This window comes from Streptomyces sp. NPDC051364, from assembly GCF_040682115.1.
In the GTDB taxonomy this organism is placed as follows: Bacteria; Actinomycetota; Actinomycetes; order Streptomycetales; family Streptomycetaceae; genus Streptomyces.
In genome coordinates this window covers 36,315-54,888 of sequence record NZ_JBFBAH010000018.1, presented here as the reverse complement: position 1 = coordinate 54,888, position 18,574 = coordinate 36,315, and the positions used below count along the sequence as shown (strand labels likewise).

Sequence of the window (18,574 nt, the reverse complement as noted above, 5' to 3'; positions counted from 1 at the left end):
CGGCCAGAGCCTCGACGCGCCCGCCCGGCTCCGACGGGCGGCATCGCGCACCATGCGCAGTACGTCATCGGGCCCCGCGGAGGGCTTCCCCGTAGTTCCGTACGTCCACACGGCTTCGTCGTCTATAGTGCGGATCCTCGCACGCGGCCCCCTCCGGGTTCCCTGGCGGGCAGCCGTCGGGCCGGGCGGCGCCTCGCCGGGTCACCAGGTGACGTACAGGGCCTGCGGTGAGCGGTGGATCAGCGTGGGCTCCATCTGCGGCCGTGGACGGCCCTGGTCCAGTCGCAGTTCCGGCATGCGGCGGAGGAACAGCTCGAGTGTCAGGCGGAGCTGTTCGCGCGCCAGTTGGGAGCCGGGACAGCCGTGGGGCCCGTACCCGAAGGCGAGGTGCTGCCGGTTCCCGGGCCGGGTGATGTCGAACTCCCCTGCCCGCTCGTATCGTTCCTCGTCGCGATTGGCCGAGCCGTACGCCACCATTACGGCGGCCCCCGCAGGCAGTTCCGTCCCGGCGAGGGTCACCGGTCGGGTGGTGGTCCGCCGGAATGCCTGGATGGCGGTGTCGTGGCGGGCGGCCTCCTCCACTGCCGCGGGGACCAGAGACGGATCGGCGCGGAGCATCCGCCACTGCCGCCGGTCGTCGCCGAGCAGGTGCAGCAGCGTCGTGCCGATGAGGGCGCTCGTGGTGAGGAATCCGGCGATGAGCAGGTTCTGCAGGCTCGTCACCAGTTCGTGGCGCTGCTCGAGGGTGAGCTCGGCGTCACCGGGGGCCAGGGCGGCCACCATGGCCGAGCACATGTCGTCCCGCGGCCGGGCGCGGCGGTCGCGGACGTACCCGTCCAGCAGATGCTGGAGCGCGACCACGTCCTCGGCGGCGGCCGCCTGCCCCTCGGGCGGCAGTGGGCGGAACAGTAGTTCCTCGGCCCGGTAGCCGCCGCGCACGGCAGCGGGCACGTCGGCGGGGTCCAGCCCGATCAGCCGTCCGACCACCATCCCGGGCAACCGCCGGGCGTACACCTCCACCAGTTCGGCGGCCCCGTCCGCCGCGAAGCCGTCCGCCAACTCCCCTGCGCACGCACGGGCGTACGGCAGCAGCGCCGCCACCCGGGCGGCGGACAACCCCCGGTTCAACGGGGCTCGGAGCCGCCTGTGGGCCTCGGCGTCGGTGGACACGACGGTGGGACGGGGCCCGAACCCCCGAGGCAGGACGCCGAGCGCCGCTTCCGAGAGTGGGATGTCCGGCAGCAGGGCGTTGGCCGAGGAGAAGTCCTCCACGCGCAGCAGCACTTCCCGCACGTCCCGGTCGCGCGCCACCAGCCACGCGTCGAACTCGGGTACGTACAGCAGCCCCTCGGACCGGCGGGCGCGGTCGTAGAGCGGATACGGGTCGCGGTACAGCTCGTCACGCCGCGCCTGGACGTCGTGCCATGCCACTGGGGCCTCCGGATCACGGTCGGGACCGGGCGGGGGTCACGGCCGCGGGTGACCTCCGGTGCGCCGGGTCATCTTGCCCGAAACCCGCCCGGTCCGGTAGGGCGCCTGCCAGGAGGCGGTCGTCGCCGAGAAGCGCGACCTCCACGGCGCCTTCTGGGACTTCGAGCAGAGGATCAAGCCGTCGGAAGTCGCACGGCGGCTGCGGGTGAGCGTGAAGTCGGCCTGTCAGTGGCACCAGTTGTGGCGGGACGGTGGTGTGCAGGCGCTGGCATCCCGCGGTCCGGGCGGATCACGGTGCCGTCTGTCCCCGCGGTCTCTGGAGAAGCTGGCCGGGTATCTGGAGCAGGGTCCGGCCGCACACGGCTGGGTGGAGGACCAGGTATGGACCGCCTCAAGGCTTGGAGGCCGCATGGAGGACAACAATGAGGGGCCCGTCCGATCGAACGGGCCCCTCATCAACCTTCATGGACCGACTGGCCCGCGATCGCCCCGCCGGGAGACCCTTGTTCGATCAGCGCCCTCGATCGGGGTACGACAACGGCTTCTTACGACTTCAGGGTCACTGAGCGGCACTCGTCCCAGCCGACTCTGTCTTCACAGATGTTCATGTACTTGTACAATCCAACGCTTCCGGAGCCGCAGCCGCCCTGGCTTCCGTTGTAGTCGGCGTACTCTCCGGTTTCGTTACTGCCGTACGCATTGCCGAAGTGGATGTAGACCTCGTTGCCGTCTCGTTCCATATCGCAGACTTCGAACCGCTGGGTCGAGGTGTCATAGGTTGCGTAGTTGGCCCCGTAGCTGACGGAGTAGCTCGCGGCGTGTGCCGACAGTGCGGTCCCCATCGCGAGCGCGGACACCATGGCGAGTGTGGAAGCGGTTCTGAGTACGGCTCGTTTGGCCCTCATGGATCCCCCATTGGTTGTGGACTGTTGTACTGAGACGAGAGTGATACTGTGCGCCGCCCCCGATTCCCGGACAGCATGTTTCGGCCCGTGCGGTGTCAGATCTGCGCTCCAGGGAGGTAGGTGTGGTGTTTCAACCCCGATTCCGCCGGGGTTGCCGTCAATCTTGGGTCAGCAGCTCGGGATGGACACCCAGCGGCTCCCGTTCCAGTAGTCGGCCTGATCGTTCCCCTGGCCGGACAGGTAGTAGGCCGACACCCAGCCTTGGCTGCCGGCGGGGGTGTCGAGGTCGGTCCACAGCCACCAACGGTTGAAGTTTCCCTGGCCGTCGTTGACTTCGGCTCCCCAAGCCCGGCAGAAGACGTAATTGCTTCCGGCGTAGAGATAGCCGTTGGGTCCGCACGGATGTCCGTTGCTCGTTCCGCAGACCGGGTTCGGGTATCCGCTCGCCAGGGTGAACGTCGTGATCCAATACTTGTTGTAGGCATGTGCCTGCGGTGCGGCGAGGGAGACGTTCGCCGCGAGCGCGAGCAACAGGGCCGTGAGCAGCACGACGGTGTTCCGTACGGTCGTGGCAGCGCGGAAGTGCATGGATTCTCCAGGTGACGTGAAGGGCGCCGAGGAGGCCGTGCTACGGGAGCGGTGTGGCTAGAGGCGGCCGGACCAGTAGTCTTCGCAGGACGGCACCGGATTGGTCTCGGAGGAGATGTCGGTGTCCTTCATCCAGCCCCACGCGCCGTTGTCGGCCTGGGTCAGCAGCCACCGATACGGATGGATGTCGTTGCCGTTGTACTGACCGTTGTCGATCCTGCAGGCGAACCAGCTGGGATTGGAGTACATGTAACCGACCACGGTGTTGGGATAGTCCATGTCCCTGGTTGCGCCCCACACCGGTGCCCCGGAGCGGTTGTGGCACATGTACGCACGGTACGTGTAGTCGCCCCCGCTGTTGACGTTGAAGCCTCCGTTCCAGCATCCGCCGGCCGCATGGGCGGGGACGGCAGTGCCGATCACGGCGCCTGCCAGGACCGTGGCCGCCGCGACCATCTGGGCTGCCATCTTGCGTACGTGCATGAGGGCTCCTTGGTGAAGGGGTAGACGATGGCAGTGCGTCAATCCTTGGTGCTTCAAGGTCAGTTGACTCAGGCCTGTCGTGGTGGAACGACGCTAACGCCGTTGCCCGGAGGCATGCGACCTCTGGAAGTAGGGGTTTCGCCGGTCGGCGTGATGTGGTAGCAGACCCAGGTGACCCCATCGAACCCAGCCCCACCGAACGGCATCGAGCTGCGCCGAGCCCGGGCGAGGATCGCGAGACTGTGCCGGGAGCCCTCACACGCCGCCTGGGGATGACACAGACAGTGCGCGCCGCGGCCATACTCAGGGCCTTGGCCGACCTGCGCGACCTCGCCACCGCCCGCGCCGGCCACGTGAAGGACGTCGCCCTACCTTGTCCGGTGCGCGTACAGGTCCCTGAGCAGAGAAATCTCCGCTCCGTGGTGGATCGTCTCGCGGTTGATGTGCAGCACGAGTGTCGCCATCGGCTCCTTCCCGTACGCGCCCTCGGCCTCGCCGCACGGCCGCGCCAGGCCCTCCTCGCCCAGGCCGCGCACCCCGGTGACCCATCGTGCATACGTCGCGTCGAGCTGGTCCAATGCCTGCGCCGCGGTGCCCGGATACGCGTATGTCATGTAGTCCACGGGCGGTCCGCCGAAGTGTGAGGCGCTGCGCGCGCCCAGCACGCCGACGAGGATGTGCCCGAGGCGCCAGGCGATCGTCGTGACCGGCGCGGGAACCGGCTCCGGATAGGACCAGTCGATTGTGAAGTCACCGGAGCCGCCCTGCACCGGGGCCGTGCCGGTCCCGCGCGGGCGCACGGTCCAGCAGTCCGGTACGGGCTCCCAGAAGAATTCGTCGTCGGTGAGGCCGTCCAGACGTGCGCGCAGATGGTGCTGCCAGTGCCAGTCGAGTTGGTCGACAAGGAGTGTGTTCCAGTCCAGTGCCATGGGTTCCACGCTAGGGCGGGGCCGCTCCGGGCGCTCCTGGGGATAGCCCGGCGGACCAATCCGGATTGAGCAATGCTCAAGACCTGTGGATCGGGCTCGGGGAGGACGTACCTTCCCGAGTGATCGATTGACGGTCATCGAGTAGGCCGGTGTTCGCAGCACCGGTCGGGAAGGCACGCCCGTGCTCACGCCGGTCAGCGCTGACGGCGGCGACCGAAGCCGCAGCCCTGCCGCGGGCCCGTGCTTCCAGTGGCTCACCTATTACAACGACTGGCGGCGTCACGGCGCGCTGGGCTACCTCTCCCCGATCGAGTTCGAACAGCAGCACCACAGGACAGCGAAACGCCAGCTCGCAGCATGAACCCCTGCGTCCATACTCCGGGGGTCACCTCAGCTGGCCGGAACCGGGCTTGCCTGTCGGTGGGCGGGCCTGGTGAGGTGATGTCCGTGGCAGCGGACAAGGACAACCCTGACAGCTCGCCCGGTGGCTGCGGCCGGAGCATGGTGACGCTGGACGACTACTACACTGCGGCGCGTTCCCGGGTCGAGGCCTCTGCCTGGGACTACATCGACGGCGGCAGCGGGGATGAGACGACCCTGCGCGAGAGCCTGGCCGGCTACCGGCGCTACCGGCTGCGCCCGCGCGTCCTCGTCGACGTCTCCCGGTGCGACACGCGCACCACACTCCTCGGCTCCCCCGTAGCCCTGCCCGTCGCCGTCGCCCCCACCGGCTTCCACGGCTTGGTCACGCCCGAAGCCGAGTCGGCCTGTGCCCGCGCCGCGGGAGAGACGGGCGCGCTCATGGTGGTCAGCACGTTCGCGACCACACGACTCGAGGACATCGCACGGGTGGCGCGGGGACCGTTGTGGTTGCAGCTGTACGTCTTCCGGGACCGCAGCGTCAGCGAGGATCTGGTCAAGAGGGCTGAGGCGGCCGGGTACCGGGCGCTCGTCGTCACCGTGGACGCCCCGGTCAGGGGGCGCCGAGTACGGGATCTGCGCAACGCCTTCGCCCTCCCCCCTGGAATGACACCGGCGAACTTCCCCGACACCCCCGCCGACGGCTCTTCGGCCGAGCTGGCCTCGCAGCTGGCCCGCCGCATCGACCCTGCCTTCACTTGGGACGATCTGGCCTGGCTGCGCTCGCTGACCCGGCTTCCGATCGTTCTCAAGGGCGTGCTCACCGCCGAGGACGCGGCCCGCGCAGCCGAGTTGGGGGTAGCTGCGATCGTGGTGTCCAACCACGGCGGCCGCCAGCTCGACGGCTCGGTCACCGCTCTCGACGCGCTCCCCGAGGTGGTCGGCGCCGTCGCCGGACGCTGCGAGATTCTCATCGACGGGGGCATCCGCCGCGGCTCGGACGTGCTGGTCGCCCTGGCGCTGGGCGCCCGCGCGGTACTGGTGGGGCGGCCAGTGCTGTGGGGCATGGCCGTCTCAGGGGCCGAGGGCGCGCGAGCGGTACTGTCCATCCTGGCCTCCGAGTTGGAGACCGCCATGGCACTCTGCGGCCGTACCGACCTCGCCTCTCTGGACACGAGCCTCCTTCACCCCACACCCCACCGCCCCTGTTAAGAGATATCCGGCAGGTCGCTCTGCAGCTGGTGCTCATGCCGACCGCGGCGACTGCTGACACCGAGGCGTTCTCGCTGGTGTAGCGACAGCGGATGCCCCGCGCCACCGCTCGCCGAAGGATCAGGCCCTAACCGATGCCTGTCGGCAGAGAGGTGGCGCTGCATTTCAGCCCAGCGATGAGGCCAGTCCGGGCCCGCCGTAGGCACAACGTGGCCCTGGCCGGGTACTGGCGGCCGGGCGGGCCGCTAGGCTCGTGACCGGTCCGGCCTGGTGCGTCTTGCCGAGTCACGCTTCCGTCCGGCGGGGGGTTCCCGGTGTTGCTCGACATCGTGTGCCGCCCGCCGCGGTCCGTCGCGTACGGGCGTCCCCGTGCCGCGCCGTACCACCCGGCCACGGTGCGCCGAGCAGTGCGGGGCTCTCGAGTTGATCGCCGTGAGCCCGGCACACCGGAACCCGGGCTCGGTGCCGCGCCTCGCCCAAAGGACCAGCCCGCACACAGAAAGCCTGATCATGCAGCTCACCGTCCTCGGCGCCACGGGCCCCATCGGCCAGCACGTACTCCAGCAGGCCCTTGCGGCCGGGCACCGGGTCACCGCTCTGGTCCGTGACGCGGCCCGGCTGCCGCAGCGCGACGACGAGCGCGTTACCGTCGTCATCGGCGACGCCGCCTCCGCCGCGGACGTCGTAGAGGCGGCTCGGGGCAGCAAGGCCCTCATCTGCGCCCTGGGACCGGGCAAGGACTACAAGTCCACTCTCGCCACGCGCACCGTCGGCCCCGTCCTGGAGGCCATGGCCGCGGCCGGCGTGGAGCGTCGCGTCTGGCTCTCGGCTCTCGGCTCGGGCGACACCGCCCGGCGCCAGTCGCTCTTCCAGGCCGGGGCGTCGAGGCTGGTGATGGGCCCGCTCATGGCGGATAAGGGCATCGCCGATGAGACCATCGCCCGCAGCGACCGCGCCTGGACCATTGCCCTGCCCGTGATGTTCGCCAACGGCCAGGCCACGGGCGACTACGAGAAGATCCCACTGGACGGAACCCAAGGACGCGTCGGCGGGAGGATCAACCGTGCCGATGTCGCGGACTTCCTGCTCTCCGCTGCGACCAGCGACCTATGGATCCGCCAGCGCGTCATCCTCACACGCTGAGCCGTCCGAGCGGCCGGATCGCCCGGACCGAGGTCTCAGAAGCCCATGGCACACACCTCGAGGATCGCGACGAGCATGTCGAGCGAGGGATGCGCCCCGCTCTGTGTTCATTCCGCAGTCCGGTCAACGACTCGGTGCCGGCCGCATGTGCATCCGATGACGATGCGGCGGGGGTTTGCGGGAAGGGTCACGTAGTCGGCCAGGTTGGCGAGCCGTTGGCGGGCACCGGGGGTGTTCAGGACGACGTCCTGGGTGGTGGCGTGGCTGGCGATGCGACAGGAGCGTGACGCGGCTCACCAAGAAAGGGTGACAGGACGTTGTCGCGGACGGATGTGACCGTTGGCAGCATGACGATCACAGATGAGGACTGCCTCGCCGATACCCTGGCATTCAACGAGCAATTCGAGGCCGCTGCCGTGAGCCGGCCGACGCGCGAAGAGACGCCAGACGCAGCCCTGCTGGCCGCCCTGCGGCGTAACCGGCTCGGTGGCGACACGCCACCGGTAAGACTGCCGCACGGCCAAGACCGCGTCGTTGAGGGTGGGGTGAGGGTACGGGCCTTTGTGCCGGACCACGTTGACGGCGTGTACCTGCACTTCCACGGAGGCGGCTGGATGTTCGGTTCCGCGGACGGGCAGGACGAGAGACTATGGCTGCTCGCCGAGCAGGCACGGCTGGCCGTGGTAAGCGTCGACTACCGCCTCGCGCCGGAACACCCCTTCCCCGCCGGGCCCGACGACTGCGAAGCGGCTGCCCGATGGCTGGTGAAGCACGCCACGGCCGAGTTCGGTACCGAACGGCTGCTGATCGGCGGCGAATCGGCCGGGGCCCACCTCAGCGTCGTGACGCTGCTGCGCCTTCGTGACCGGCACGGCATCACCGGCGCGTTCCGGGCGGCCCACCTGCTCTTCGGCCCCTACGACCTGTCAATGACACCAAGCCAGCGATCGTTCGGCGCCAAGCGGCTGCTGACCAATACCGACACACTGCGGCGGACCTATGAGCTGTTCACACCGTGCATGAGGGCGGAGCAGCGCCGTGATCCCGAGGTCTCGCCGCTGTTCGCCGACCTCGCCGGCATGCCGCCGGCCCGGATCGTCGTCGGCACCGAGGATCCACTGCTGGACGACTCGCTGTTCCTGGCCGGGCGGTGGCAGGCGGCAGGCGCGCCCGTGCAACTCGGTGTCGTCGCCGGGGCGATGCACGGCTTCACCCTGTTCCCGCTGACCGTCACCGAGCGGGAACTGCGGCGCCAGCAGGACTTCCTGTCCACCACCGGACGGTAGCGTCGTCGGCATGAACCGCACCGCCCGACTGTACGCACTGGTGGAGGAGTTGCGTGCGGCGGCACCGCGGCCGTTGACGGTCGCGGCGCTCGCCGCACGATTCGAGCTCAGCAAGCGTACGCTGCAGCGCGACCTCCAAGCGCTGATGGAGACCGGCGTCCCGGTACGCACCACACCCGGGCGAGGCGGTGGCTGGTCGATCGACCCGCGGATGACCCTGCCCCCGATCCAGTTCACCGCCGATGAAGCCTCGGCACTGGCCGTCGCCCTCGCCGCGACCGACGCCTTCACCCCGTACGCCGGCGCTGCCCGCACAGCAGCCCAGAAGATCGCGGCCTCGATGACCGGCCCCGCCACGGCGGCGGCACAGGAACTGGCCACGCGGATCGTTACGTTGTCCTCGCCGGCCGGCTCCACCGTCCGTGCCGCAGTGGAACAAGCCCTCACCACCAACACGGTCCTACGGCTGTCCTACATCGACGCGGCAGGACACGAAAGCGACCGCACGGTGGAACCGGCCGGACTGCTGACCGCCAACGGCCGGTGGTACCTCATCGCCTGGTGCCGCACGCGACAGGCTGGCCGGGGCTTCCGGCTGGACCGCATCACAGCAGCGGCTCCCACCACGGAGCAGGCTCGGCCCCACGACCTGACCGAACTGCTACGCGGCTCCGCCGGAGCCGGCGCCGTGCACCCCACCACGCTGGCTTCACTCACGCCCCCCGCCTGAAACCAACCGAAGGCACCACCCCGGTGAACCCTTCCGGTCACTCGGCGGCAGCAGCACCAACATCACCGGCCTCAACGGTGACACCGTGGTGGGGACGTCGTCGGTGTCGGGCGACGTGGTCACCCACGCGTTCGCGTACAGCCTGCGCACCCGGACGATGTCCGATCTCGGCACCCTCGGCGGTAGCTCCAGCACGGCCAACGACATCAGCGGTTCAACCGTGGTCGGTCAGTCTCGAACGGCCCGCAACGGCCTCACCGGATACGCCTACGACCTCCGCACCGGCATCCGCACGGACCTGGGGTCCCACTTCCTGACCGCGCAGCTGATCAGCGGGAGCACCGTGGCCGGCGGCGACGGCTTGCTCTCCAGCTCGTTCGACCTCATGACACACACGAGCGCCGCGATCGGCTCCGGGCGTGGTGTCACCGAGGTCAAGCAGATCGCCGGGAACGTCATGGTCGGTGACAACTTCGCCCCCAACTCCTTCGCCTTCGTCGCCCGCGTCGACAACGGCGACTTCACCTACCTGGCCTCCCTCGGCGGCCTCAACTCCTCCGCGACGCAGGTCAACCGCCAGGGCGTCGTCGCAGGCAGCGCAGCACTACCGTCCGCTGACCCGTTCACTGCCAACGGCCCCTTCCATGCTGCCGTCTGGGTGCCGCACACGGTGGCGTAGGGGAGCGAGGCCGCGCGGGGTGAAGGTGTGCGGCTGCGGTAGGCCTGCTGCGCGGACCTGGCGGTCCGCCGAAAAGCCGGGGCCAGGGCCGGGGGACTGCGGGGATCGGGCGGACGGGGCTGCGCCCGCCCACACGGCAGGCTTGCGCTCCGCCCAAGGCGCCGCCTTCTCCAGTTGCGCGGCGAGTCGGAACAGCACGTCCTCGCGTCCGTAGCCTGCGGCGAACTGGACACCGATCGGCATGCCGCTCGCCGGGTCGAACGCGAGCGGCACCGACATTGCGGGCGTGCCGGCGACGTTGAAAGCGGCGGTGAACGGCGAGCGGTAGAACAGGTGCTCCAGCCAGCCCAGCCCGTCAGCATTCTCCGCGCCCTGGCCGTAGGTGTTCAGGGTCACCGGCACCTCGGGGAGGGTGGGCGTCAGCAGCAGGTCCTGGTCCCCGAAATGGCCGCCGATCGAGCGGGCGACCCGGTTGCGTACGTCGAGGGCGTGCACGAACTCCGCGCCGCTCACCCGGAGTCCCCACCGGTAGCTCGCGAGCATCTCAGGTTCGACGGTGGACTCGTCCACGGGGCGGCCGAACGCCCCGGCGAAGCCGTCGATCCACGTCACCAGGTTCGCGGACCACAGGCGGGCGTTGGCGAGGACGAACTCCTCCCAGCTCACGCCGAGATTCACGATGGTTACGTCGACCTGGTGGCCGAGTGATTCCAGCAGCCGGGCGGCGGCCAGGGTGGCCTCCCTGGGCGCTGCTGCGACGATTGACGAGTCAGACGGATCAGTGGGCCGAAGCCGAAGGCGAAGGCGAAGGCGGTGCCGGGGGCGCGCAACGCGGCGCCCGTTCCCGCGCCATGAGCGGCCGCGTACGGAAGGAGGAAGCGTGAGCCACGACGACGCGGCGGCGGGGGCCCACCCGGTCCAGGACCTCCGGGCCGCGCTGACTGCACTGGCGACCCCGTCCGCGCCGAGCAGCAGCGCGCCTACCTGAGAGCGACCCGCGCCACCTCGGGATCGGTGTACCCGACCTGCGGCGCTGCGCTACCCGCCCCTGCCGGAGGCCAGGCGTGCTCCCGGCCCGCCGGCGGGCGAGGCCTGACGACTCGCCCGGATCGGTGCAGCCGCTCTGCTCCCGCTCGCCTCGCCGTTCGTCGTCGATCGAGGAACGGGGCAGCTCCTCGGACGGGTCGGCGAGAAGGTCGACCGGCACGGGCCCTTCCGGGATGGGATCGCCCGCCTCGACCTCAACCTCCTCGGCTGCCTGATTGAGGCCCGCGAACGCCCGGCACCGTACCTCGCCGCGTTGACGGGATGCCCGAGTACGTCAACGAGTCGGTACTTCGCCTTGCCGTGCACGGCAGCAGACGCCGCGGGCTCGGCCGAAAAGATCCGAAAGAGACCTGGCGGCGGAGATCAGCGCAGACCAGGCCGTTGACCGGGGCGGGGTCTTCCGGCATCCGCTGCGGTCCAAGCTGCTACGCCTGGACGTCATGCTGGAGGACATGCCGAGGTTCTCAGCCGGGTCGGCGGCGGCTGCCGTGTGAGCGGTCGGCGGGGGTCGCCGGACCCCGATTCGTCCGTACCGGGGTCCGGCGGCCCGTCCCGGCGATACCGTGGTGACACACGTCAGATGACAGCCCAGGAGTCCCGGATGAGCCAGCAGCCGGCCACCGCGCCCGTGCCCGCGCCCGTGCCCGAACGCCAGCCCCTCGACGAGCACGCCGCCGCGTCCGTCCTCGCGTACGCGGCCGACCAGCGCGCGAAGGTCGATGTCCTCGCCTCGGCGCTCGAGGACATCGCCGCGAACGGCTACCCGTCCCCGGAGACCGGCGTGCTGTGGGAGACCGCTCGCGACGCTCACCTCGCCCGTTTCGCGGACGAGCAGTCCCGCGTTGCCTGACCACTCCGCGCGCCGCGCGCGTCGTCATGGTGGAGCCCGCGCTCACCCAGCTCGCCAAGCTCACAGTTTGCTGAGCTGGTGAGGGGTAGGGCGGCACACTGGCACGCGGCGACCGGCAGCTTCCCCCTATACGCAGCTGGGCCCGGCGGGCTATGGCAGCTTGAGTGTCACGCAGGTGGGGCACGCGATGAACGGACCTCGCAGGCCATCTCCCCGCTCGCAGTGAGTGCGGTGACCTGGATACCCTATGCGTTCCGCGGGACCGAGACGGGCACGCTGACGCGCTGGGCGACCTCGCCCTTGTCATTGGGTCGAAGGGTGCTCTCGTACAGGTTTTCGTTCCCGACTGGTTCTCCGTCTTTGTTCACGCCGTTGACGTACACGTCGATGGTGGCCCACCTATCGACACCGTCCGCGTGGACGTCGAAGTTCAGCCTCAGATCGGGTCTGTGGCCCTCGATGACGACGTGGGTGACGTTGGGGCGCCCGTTCCCGCCCGCCGCCTGGGCGGCGCCGACGACGGCCACGATCAACGCCGCCATGTAGAAGATCACTCCCAGCACCAGGACTATGGTCTCCCCAACGTTGCCCCGGCGGGTGGGGTGGATGAGCAGGGCCACGACGCTGCACGCGATAGCCAGGATGGCGCAGAGGGAGGCGACGTAGATGGGCCAGGATTCGTTGTTGAGGGCGACGAAGACCACATCGCTCGTCAGGCCGAGGGTGGTCTTGATCCCCGCGACGGCGACCAGGGCGCCGGCGAGGATCTTGGCGACGTCGTCGAGGCGCTTGCCGACGCCGGCCTGGAACTCGCCCGGGTCCGCCGTCAGCGGCTGACGTTCGTGGCCCGCGCCCGGCCTCGGGACCCAGCTCATGGCATCACGCTACGGGCGGGGCGGGAAGCAGGCCCTTCGGAGCTAGCCTGAAGGGGCGTAGACCGAACGGTGGGTCACAGGTCGTGAAGATCACCGTGGAGGTTCCACCGCGGTGGATCCGGCGCTCACTGCGGCGTTGTTTCGGGACGCAGACCGCGGCGGTGTGCCGGTGGGCTGACGGTGCTGTACCGAGCCGGCCGGCGGGGGAGGGCTCCTACGGAGGGTGCTCCAAGGAGGCCGGCGTTCGACCTTTCCTGCTGCTGTCAGATCGGCCGGTGCGCCACACCGGCGTCTGCGGAGTGTCCCGCCTTCCCGTCATGACCCCGGAGACTTCACTGCGCCCAAGGCAGCCATGGGGCGCCGTCCGGCCCGCAGGCGGCCCGCACTCACGCGAGCACAACGCCGGGCCCCATGCCGGCGGGCGCGGGTCAACACGGCGGCGCCTGGGCGGCTGCCTCACGTACGCAGGTATGAGGCCCCGTTGAGGTCCAGGACCGTCCCCGAGGCCCATTCGGCGACCGGTGAGGCCAGCCACAGCACGGCCTCCGCGATCTCGTCCGCCGATGCCACCCGCCCGAACGGACTCTGGGCGCGGATCGCCTCGCCCTCCGCCCCGCTCAGCCGGTGCGCGACCCGCTCCGTCTCGAAGAACCCGGGTGCGACGGAGGCGACGCCGATTCCGTACGGGGCGAGGTGCACGGCGAGGGACTGACCCAGCGCGTGCACCGCCGCCTTCGTCGCCCCGTAGGCCGGATGGTCGGGCTCGCCACGGAAGGCCCCGCGCGAGCCGACATTGACGATCCGGCCACCGCCGCCCTGCCCGATCATCCGGCAAGCCGCGAGGTGGCAGAGATTCGCCGTCGCGAGGAGGTTGACGGATACGTGACTTTGCCAGGCGGCCGCCCAGTCCTCGTACGAGGTGGTGGCGAGCGGGTGCGGGAGGTTCACGGCGGCGTTGTTGACGAGTACGTCCAGCCCGCCGAGTCCTCCGACCGCTGCCTCGGCGACGGCGTGCGCACCGTCCGGGGTGGACAGGTCGCCTCCGGCGAGCACGTGCCCCGTACCGACAAGGGAGCCGAGGGTTTCCTCGGCTTCCTCGCGCCGCGAGCCGAAGTGGACGGCTACCAGGTCGCCATTGGCGGCGAACGCCTGAGCGAGCGCACGGCCGAGCCCGCGCGAGGCACCGCTGACGAGCACGCGACGGCCGGTGGGCGGGAAGACGCGTGCGGAGGGGGAGGCGGAGGTGGAGGCGGAGGCGGAGGGCGCTGCGTGAGTCATGTGGATCATGATGCCCCTCGGTCCGCGCGGCCGGGTCAGCGCTCCGCCCCGCTCTGCCTCGCGCCCTGCAGCGATGAGTCTGCCGGCGCCGACAGGCCTACCCGCCCGAACGGGACGACCAATTCATCGGGAGTAGGCCATGGGCCTCATTCTTCAACAGCGTCCCGAAGTACGTGGCCTCTCGCGGCCGGCCCGACCTCTCGTGGGCCGGGTCCACACAGCTCGGCCCGGACCTGGCCGGCGCGGTGCGTGAGATCCGTGACCGGCACGAGCACGTGAAGGTCGTCGGGAGCCTGAACCTGGTGCAGACCCTCCTGCGCGAGAAGCTCTTCGACCGTCTCGACCTCTGGCTGCATCCGATCGTGCTCGGCGTCGGGAAGAAGGTGTTCGACGATGGCGCGGTGCCCACCAACGTCACGCTCCTCGAACCGCCGGTAGCCGGTCCGAAGGGCACCGTGTACCTGCGCTACGGGCTCGCCGACGGCACGCCCAGGACGGGGGACATGAGCGCACCCGATCGCGGTGCCGGGCGCGACGACTGAAGCCGCCCCACGGCCAGGTGCACCCAGCCCTCCTCTTCGGATTGCTCACAGCAGTTCGAATGCCTCCACGGAACGTCAGCCGGTGCAGCCCGGGACTGCGCCGGCAGGGCTGCAGTTGTTCGGCTGGTTGTCGCGGATGACGTCGCCGTTCAGGGTGAGGATGCCGGACGCCTTGAAGATGCCGCCGCCGTCGCCCGCCCGGTTGTGGGTGATGGTGTTCTCCTCCAGCGTGGTGGTGCCCAGTCCCGTGGTTCCCCCGGCGTGGTAGAGGCCGCCGCCCTGAGCGGTGCCGTTCTTCGCGGTGACCGTGTTGCGCAGGACCTTGTTGCGCTTGGCTGTCAGGGTGCCGCCGTCAGGGTTGTCGAGGCCGCCGCCCTGGGCCGTGCCGTTCAGTGCGTTGGCGGTGTTACCGGTGATGTGGCTGTCGGTCAGGTCGAGTGTGCCGAACGGGCCCATGCGGATGCCACCACCGCGCGCGGTGCCGTTTTCGGCGACTACCCGGTTGCCGCTGATCTTCACGCCGCTCACGGTCATCAGGGAGTTGTTCGCGATACCGCCGCCCTGGGCGACACCGTGCGGAGCGTCCGATGTGTTGTTGCTGATGGCGCCGCCGGTCACGGTCAGTCTGCCGGGCTCCGGAATGCCGTTGGAGACGGTGGCACGCGCGATTCCACCCGGGGCGAAGGAACGGTTCTTGCTGATGACCGTGTTCTCGATGGTCGTCTCGGCGAAGCTGATGATGCCGGCCCCGAAGGCAATGCTCTGTGTGTCGGCCGTGACGGTCGCAGTGTTCCCGGTCAGCCGGGAGCCGGTGACCGTCAGCGGACCGTCGTTCGCGACGGCGCCGCCCGCGGCGAGACCGCCGACGGCGCTCCCGCTGTAGATCACATGGTTTCCGGTCACCTCGGTCTCGCTCACGCTTCCGGTGCCGGGGTTGTCGATCGCGCCGCCCTGGGCGAACACGTCGGACTTGGACGTATTGCCGATGAACTTGCTGCGGGTCACCCTCATGGTCCCGGAGTTGGAGATGCCGCCGCCGCAGGCCAGGCCCGGGGGGTCGGGGAAGGCAGGGCAGTCCGTGGCGAAGCCGCCACTGATCGTCGTGTGCGTGAGCGTGAGGTTTCCCGTCGGACCGACGAAGAGGATCCGGAACTTCGGCACCTTGTTCCCGCGCTCGTCCCGCCTGATCGTGGCCCCGCGCCCGTCGATGGTGATCTCACTGGTGATCACCGGCAGCCCGTTGCCGGGGTTCACGGGGTCCGGCGATGTCAGCTTGTACGTGCACTTGCGCGCCAGCTGGAGCGTGTCCGGTCCCGGTGAGCTGTTCGCCGCGTTGATCGCCGCGACGAGGTCCGGGACCGAGCAGCGAACCTGCACCGTGGCGGCGTGAGCGGCCGGGGCGGGGACCGCCACCACCGCGCCCGCCACGAGGCCGAGGATGGCCGGGACATGCCGACGAGACATCGGGGATTCCTCCTTCTGCTGTGTACGGCCGGCCGTCAGGGGACCGCAACCAGCCGAGCCCAGCCGACCATGTGCAACCGCCGTCTGCTTCCCGGCGTGATCCGTACAGGCGGGCGGACAGCCCGGACGGAGCATGAAGACGCGCGAACGGACCAGGGCGAGTGAAAGGAGCCGCCCTCCAGGCGGCCCTTTCCGCAGGAAACGGCACGATCCACTGCCGCCCGGAATGAGGACGCGCTCATTGAGGTCCCGATCGTGCGCCGGAGGTGTTCCAGCCGGCGCCGTTGGGTGCGCCGAGATGCTCGCGGAGGCAGTCGGCGCGGTCGTGTCCGGATCGTAGGTGAACTTGTCGCCGGTGGTAGGGCTGTTGCTGTTGCCGGCGCCCTCGGGGCTTGATCTTGTCGTCGGGCCCCTTGCCGCGGGACGGGGTGCCGGGCTCGAGGTGGACCGGGCCCTGGCCGGGCCTGTGGGGACGCTGCTGCGCCTTGCGGCCCTTGCCCGGCTCTTGGACTCGTCCTTCGTGCCGACAATGGCGGCGACTCTTTGCTGCGCGAGGTCGGATTTTGCCGCCCATGCGCACGAAGCGTAATGTTTCGTACCATATCGGACATGACTCATGGTGTGGCCGGGTGGCCTCGGTGCATGGGGCGGCGCGGGTGGGTGTCCGTTTTGAAGGGTGCCCGGGCGGGCATGCGCCTTGCATGTCGATCGCCCGTTCGATTAAATCTGCCCGGCGTCGGTCGAACTGATAACAGGAGTGCAGTGATGGTGTACGTGCCCCGGTCCTCCGCGGAGAGCGAGGTCCCGAGGGGGCGGCGCTCCCGAAGCGCTGTCCTGGCGGTGGGTGCCCCGTGTGCGGCCTGAGCGGAGAGATGCGTTTCGATGGCCGGCGACCCGATCTCGCGGCTGTGGAGCGAATGACCGATGCGCTGGAGCCCCGGGGTCCCGATGGCAGAGGAGCGTGGTCGCAGGACTCAGTGGCCTTGGGCCATCGCCGCTTGAAGATCATCGATCTGTCCGAGCGCGGTGCTCAGCCCATGACCGACGCGCAGCTGGGTCTCACCGTGGTCTTCAACGGTTGCATTTACAACCACCGTGAGCTGCGTGGCCGACTGGAGGGGCTGGGACATCGCTTCTTCTCCCGCTCCGACACCGAGGTGGTCGTCAAGGCGTACGCCGAGTGGGGCTGGGAGTGCGTCGAGTCTCTCGTCGGCATGTTCGCCTTCGCCGTGGTCGAGCACCACACGGGCCGCGTCGTACTGGGTCGTGACCGGCTGGGCATCAAGCCCCTGTACGTCGCCCAGGACAGTGACCGCCTCCGCTTCGCCTCCTCCCTGCCCGCCCTGCTGGCGGGTGGGGGAGTCGACACGTCCCTCGACCCGGTGGCGCTCCACCAGTACCTGAGCTGGCACGGCACGGTCCCGGCGCCCCGCACCGTGCTCGCCGGCGTCCGGAAGATCTTGCCGGCGACCGTCCGCGTCATCGAGCGGAACGGTACCCACCGTGACCACTGCTATTGGCAGCCGTCGTATACCCGGCACTCTGAGCTCGGCGAGGACCCGGTGCTCTGGCAGGAAGCGGTGCACGAGGCGCTGCGCACGGCGGTAAGGCGGCGCACGATCGGGGACGTCCCCGTGGGCGTGCTGCTTTCGGGTGGTCTGGACTCCAGCTTGATCGTGGCGTTGCTCGCCGAGGAGGGGCAGACCGATCTCGCGACCTTCGCGATGGGCTTCGAGGCGGCGCACGGTGAGGACGGGGACGAATTCCGGTACTCGGACATGGTCGCCCACCGTTTCGCGACCGACCACCACCAGTTCATGATCCCGTCCGACCGGCTCCCGTCCGCGCTGGAAGCCGCGATCGGTGCCATGAGCGAGCCGCTGGTCAGCCACGACGCCGTGGCGTTCCACCTGCTGTCGGAGCAGGTCTCCAAGAAGGTCAAGGTCGTGCTGTGCGGCCAGGGTGCGGACGAGGTGTTCGCCGGCTACCACTGGTATCCGCGGATCGCCTCGGCCACCCGGTCGGGCGCCGCAGACACCTACGCCGATGTGTATTTCGACCGGACGCACGCCGATCTCATCGCCATGCTGCACCCGGACTTCGTTGCCGGCCACGACGCTTCGATGGACTTCGTCCGCAGCCACATGGCCGGCCCCGGAGCCGAGACCTCCCTCGACGCCGCCCTGCGCATGGACGTCCACGCGCTCATGCCCGACGACCCGGTCAAACGGGTCGACAACATGACGATGGCCTGGGGTCTGGAGGCGAGGGTGCCCTTCCTGGATCACGAGCTCGTCGAGCTGGCCGCGGCCTGTCCGCCGCGGTTGAAGCTCGCGCAGGACGGCAAGGCCGTACTCAAGGACATCGGACGCACGGTCCTGCCTCCCGAGGTCGTCGACCGCCCGAAGGGCTACTTCCCGGTGCCGGCGGTGCGGCACATGGCCGAGCCCGTGCTGGCTCGGGTACGGGACGCTCTGGCGGCCCCGGAAGCGCGCCGGCGCGGGATCTTCGACGAGCGCCTCGTGGACGAGCTGCTCGCGGCACCCAACCGCTATCGCGCCAAACGTGGGGCCAACACCCTTTGGCAGGTGGCGTTGTTGGAAATCTGGCTCCAGGCCCACGACATCCACTGAGTGGCAGGAACCTTCGGAAGCGGAAGCCTGGGAGAGGCGGCCATGCCCCCGCAGAACCCACTTGGTACGGCAGGCGGGACGGCGGACCTCCCTGATGCCCCGGCGTCCGCGACGGGCCGCGGGCCAGGCCCCGTGCCGG

17 protein-coding genes and 1 pseudogene are annotated in these 18,574 nt (G+C 69.8%); 9 read left to right on the top strand and 9 right to left on the bottom strand.

Annotated elements, in window-relative coordinates:
• Positions 1-201: 201 nt before the first annotated feature.
• From AB0M76_RS29625 to AB0M76_RS29605, 5 genes are all read right to left on the bottom strand, one after another.
• Complete coding sequence (locus tag AB0M76_RS29625; protein WP_365955785.1) at positions 202-1,431, bottom strand: cytochrome P450; 1,230 nt, start codon at positions 1,429-1,431, stop codon at positions 202-204.
• A 545-nt stretch (positions 1,432-1,976) separates the two neighbouring features.
• Positions 1,977-2,288: a hypothetical protein gene (locus AB0M76_RS29620; protein WP_365955853.1), complete on the bottom strand. Its 312-nt coding sequence runs from the start codon at positions 2,286-2,288 to the stop codon at positions 1,977-1,979.
• Positions 2,289-2,504: 216 nt separating this feature from the next.
• On the bottom strand, positions 2,505-2,924 hold the full coding sequence (locus AB0M76_RS29615; RefSeq protein WP_365955784.1) for a hypothetical protein: 420 nt from the start codon (positions 2,922-2,924) through the stop codon (positions 2,505-2,507).
• A gap of 57 nt (positions 2,925-2,981) precedes the next feature.
• Positions 2,982-3,407 carry a hypothetical protein gene (locus AB0M76_RS29610; RefSeq protein ID WP_365955783.1) on the bottom strand — a complete coding sequence of 142 codons (426 nt, stop codon included), beginning with the start codon at positions 3,405-3,407 and terminating at the stop codon, positions 2,982-2,984.
• A 368-nt stretch (positions 3,408-3,775) separates the two neighbouring features.
• Entirely contained in the window at positions 3,776-4,336 is a 561-nt protein-coding gene (locus tag AB0M76_RS29605; protein WP_365955782.1) for a DinB family protein, read from the bottom strand.
• Between the two features lie 181 nt (positions 4,337-4,517).
• On the opposite strand from AB0M76_RS29605, the gene AB0M76_RS29600 reads away from it, so the two are divergent.
• From AB0M76_RS29600 to AB0M76_RS29575, 6 genes are all read left to right on the top strand, one after another.
• Positions 4,518-4,697, top strand: a complete 180-nt coding sequence (locus AB0M76_RS29600) for an IS3 family transposase (protein WP_365955781.1) — start codon at positions 4,518-4,520, stop codon at positions 4,695-4,697.
• 86 nt (positions 4,698-4,783) lie between these two features.
• Complete coding sequence (locus AB0M76_RS29595) at positions 4,784-5,908, top strand: alpha-hydroxy acid oxidase (protein ID WP_365955780.1); 1,125 nt, start codon at positions 4,784-4,786, stop codon at positions 5,906-5,908.
• Positions 5,909-6,418: 510 nt separating this feature from the next.
• Positions 6,419-7,051 (top strand): NAD(P)H-binding protein, encoded by a 633-nt coding sequence (locus tag AB0M76_RS29590; protein ID WP_365955779.1) that lies wholly within the window; start codon positions 6,419-6,421, stop codon positions 7,049-7,051.
• Between the two features lie 347 nt (positions 7,052-7,398).
• Positions 7,399-8,337 carry an alpha/beta hydrolase gene (locus AB0M76_RS29585; protein WP_365955778.1) on the top strand — a complete coding sequence of 313 codons (939 nt, stop codon included), beginning with the start codon at positions 7,399-7,401 and terminating at the stop codon, positions 8,335-8,337.
• Positions 8,338-8,347: 10 nt separating this feature from the next.
• Positions 8,348-9,067, top strand: coding sequence for a YafY family protein (locus AB0M76_RS29580; RefSeq protein WP_365955777.1), 720 nt, complete (start codon positions 8,348-8,350; stop codon positions 9,065-9,067).
• A gap of 85 nt (positions 9,068-9,152) precedes the next feature.
• A complete protein-coding gene (locus tag AB0M76_RS29575; protein ID WP_365955776.1) occupies positions 9,153-9,746 on the top strand; it encodes a hypothetical protein in 594 nt (197 codons plus the stop codon).
• Between the two features lie 123 nt (positions 9,747-9,869).
• Here AB0M76_RS29575 and AB0M76_RS29570 read toward each other — a convergent pair.
• Positions 9,870-10,469, bottom strand: a pseudogene (locus AB0M76_RS29570) (amidase family protein); the annotation flags it as partial.
• Positions 10,470-11,394: 925 nt separating this feature from the next.
• Between AB0M76_RS29570 and AB0M76_RS29565 the strand changes: the two are divergent.
• The gene (locus tag AB0M76_RS29565; protein ID WP_365955774.1) at positions 11,395-11,643 is read left to right on the top strand and encodes a hypothetical protein; all 249 of its coding nucleotides are present in this window, start codon (positions 11,395-11,397) and stop codon (positions 11,641-11,643) included.
• A gap of 245 nt (positions 11,644-11,888) precedes the next feature.
• Here AB0M76_RS29565 and AB0M76_RS29560 read toward each other — a convergent pair whose 3' ends face one another.
• Both AB0M76_RS29560 and AB0M76_RS29555 read right to left on the bottom strand, forming a co-directional pair.
• On the bottom strand, positions 11,889-12,518 hold the full coding sequence (locus tag AB0M76_RS29560) for a hypothetical protein (RefSeq protein ID WP_365955773.1): 630 nt from the start codon (positions 12,516-12,518) through the stop codon (positions 11,889-11,891).
• Between the two features lie 456 nt (positions 12,519-12,974).
• Positions 12,975-13,796, bottom strand: a complete 822-nt coding sequence (locus AB0M76_RS29555) for an SDR family oxidoreductase (RefSeq protein ID WP_365955772.1) — start codon at positions 13,794-13,796, stop codon at positions 12,975-12,977.
• Positions 13,797-13,969: 173 nt separating this feature from the next.
• Between AB0M76_RS29555 and AB0M76_RS29550 the strand changes: the two genes are divergently transcribed.
• Positions 13,970-14,338: a dihydrofolate reductase family protein gene (locus tag AB0M76_RS29550; protein ID WP_365955771.1), complete on the top strand. Its 369-nt coding sequence runs from the start codon at positions 13,970-13,972 to the stop codon at positions 14,336-14,338.
• 75 nt (positions 14,339-14,413) lie between these two features.
• Here AB0M76_RS29550 and AB0M76_RS29545 read toward each other — a convergent pair whose 3' ends face one another.
• A complete protein-coding gene (locus AB0M76_RS29545) occupies positions 14,414-15,802 on the bottom strand; it encodes a hypothetical protein (RefSeq protein WP_365955769.1) in 1,389 nt (462 codons plus the stop codon).
• Positions 15,803-16,653: 851 nt separating this feature from the next.
• Between AB0M76_RS29545 and AB0M76_RS29540 the strand changes: the two genes are divergently transcribed.
• Positions 16,654-18,435, top strand: coding sequence for an N-acetylglutaminylglutamine amidotransferase (locus AB0M76_RS29540; protein WP_365955768.1), 1,782 nt, complete (start codon positions 16,654-16,656; stop codon positions 18,433-18,435).
• Positions 18,436-18,574 lie beyond the last annotated feature (139 nt).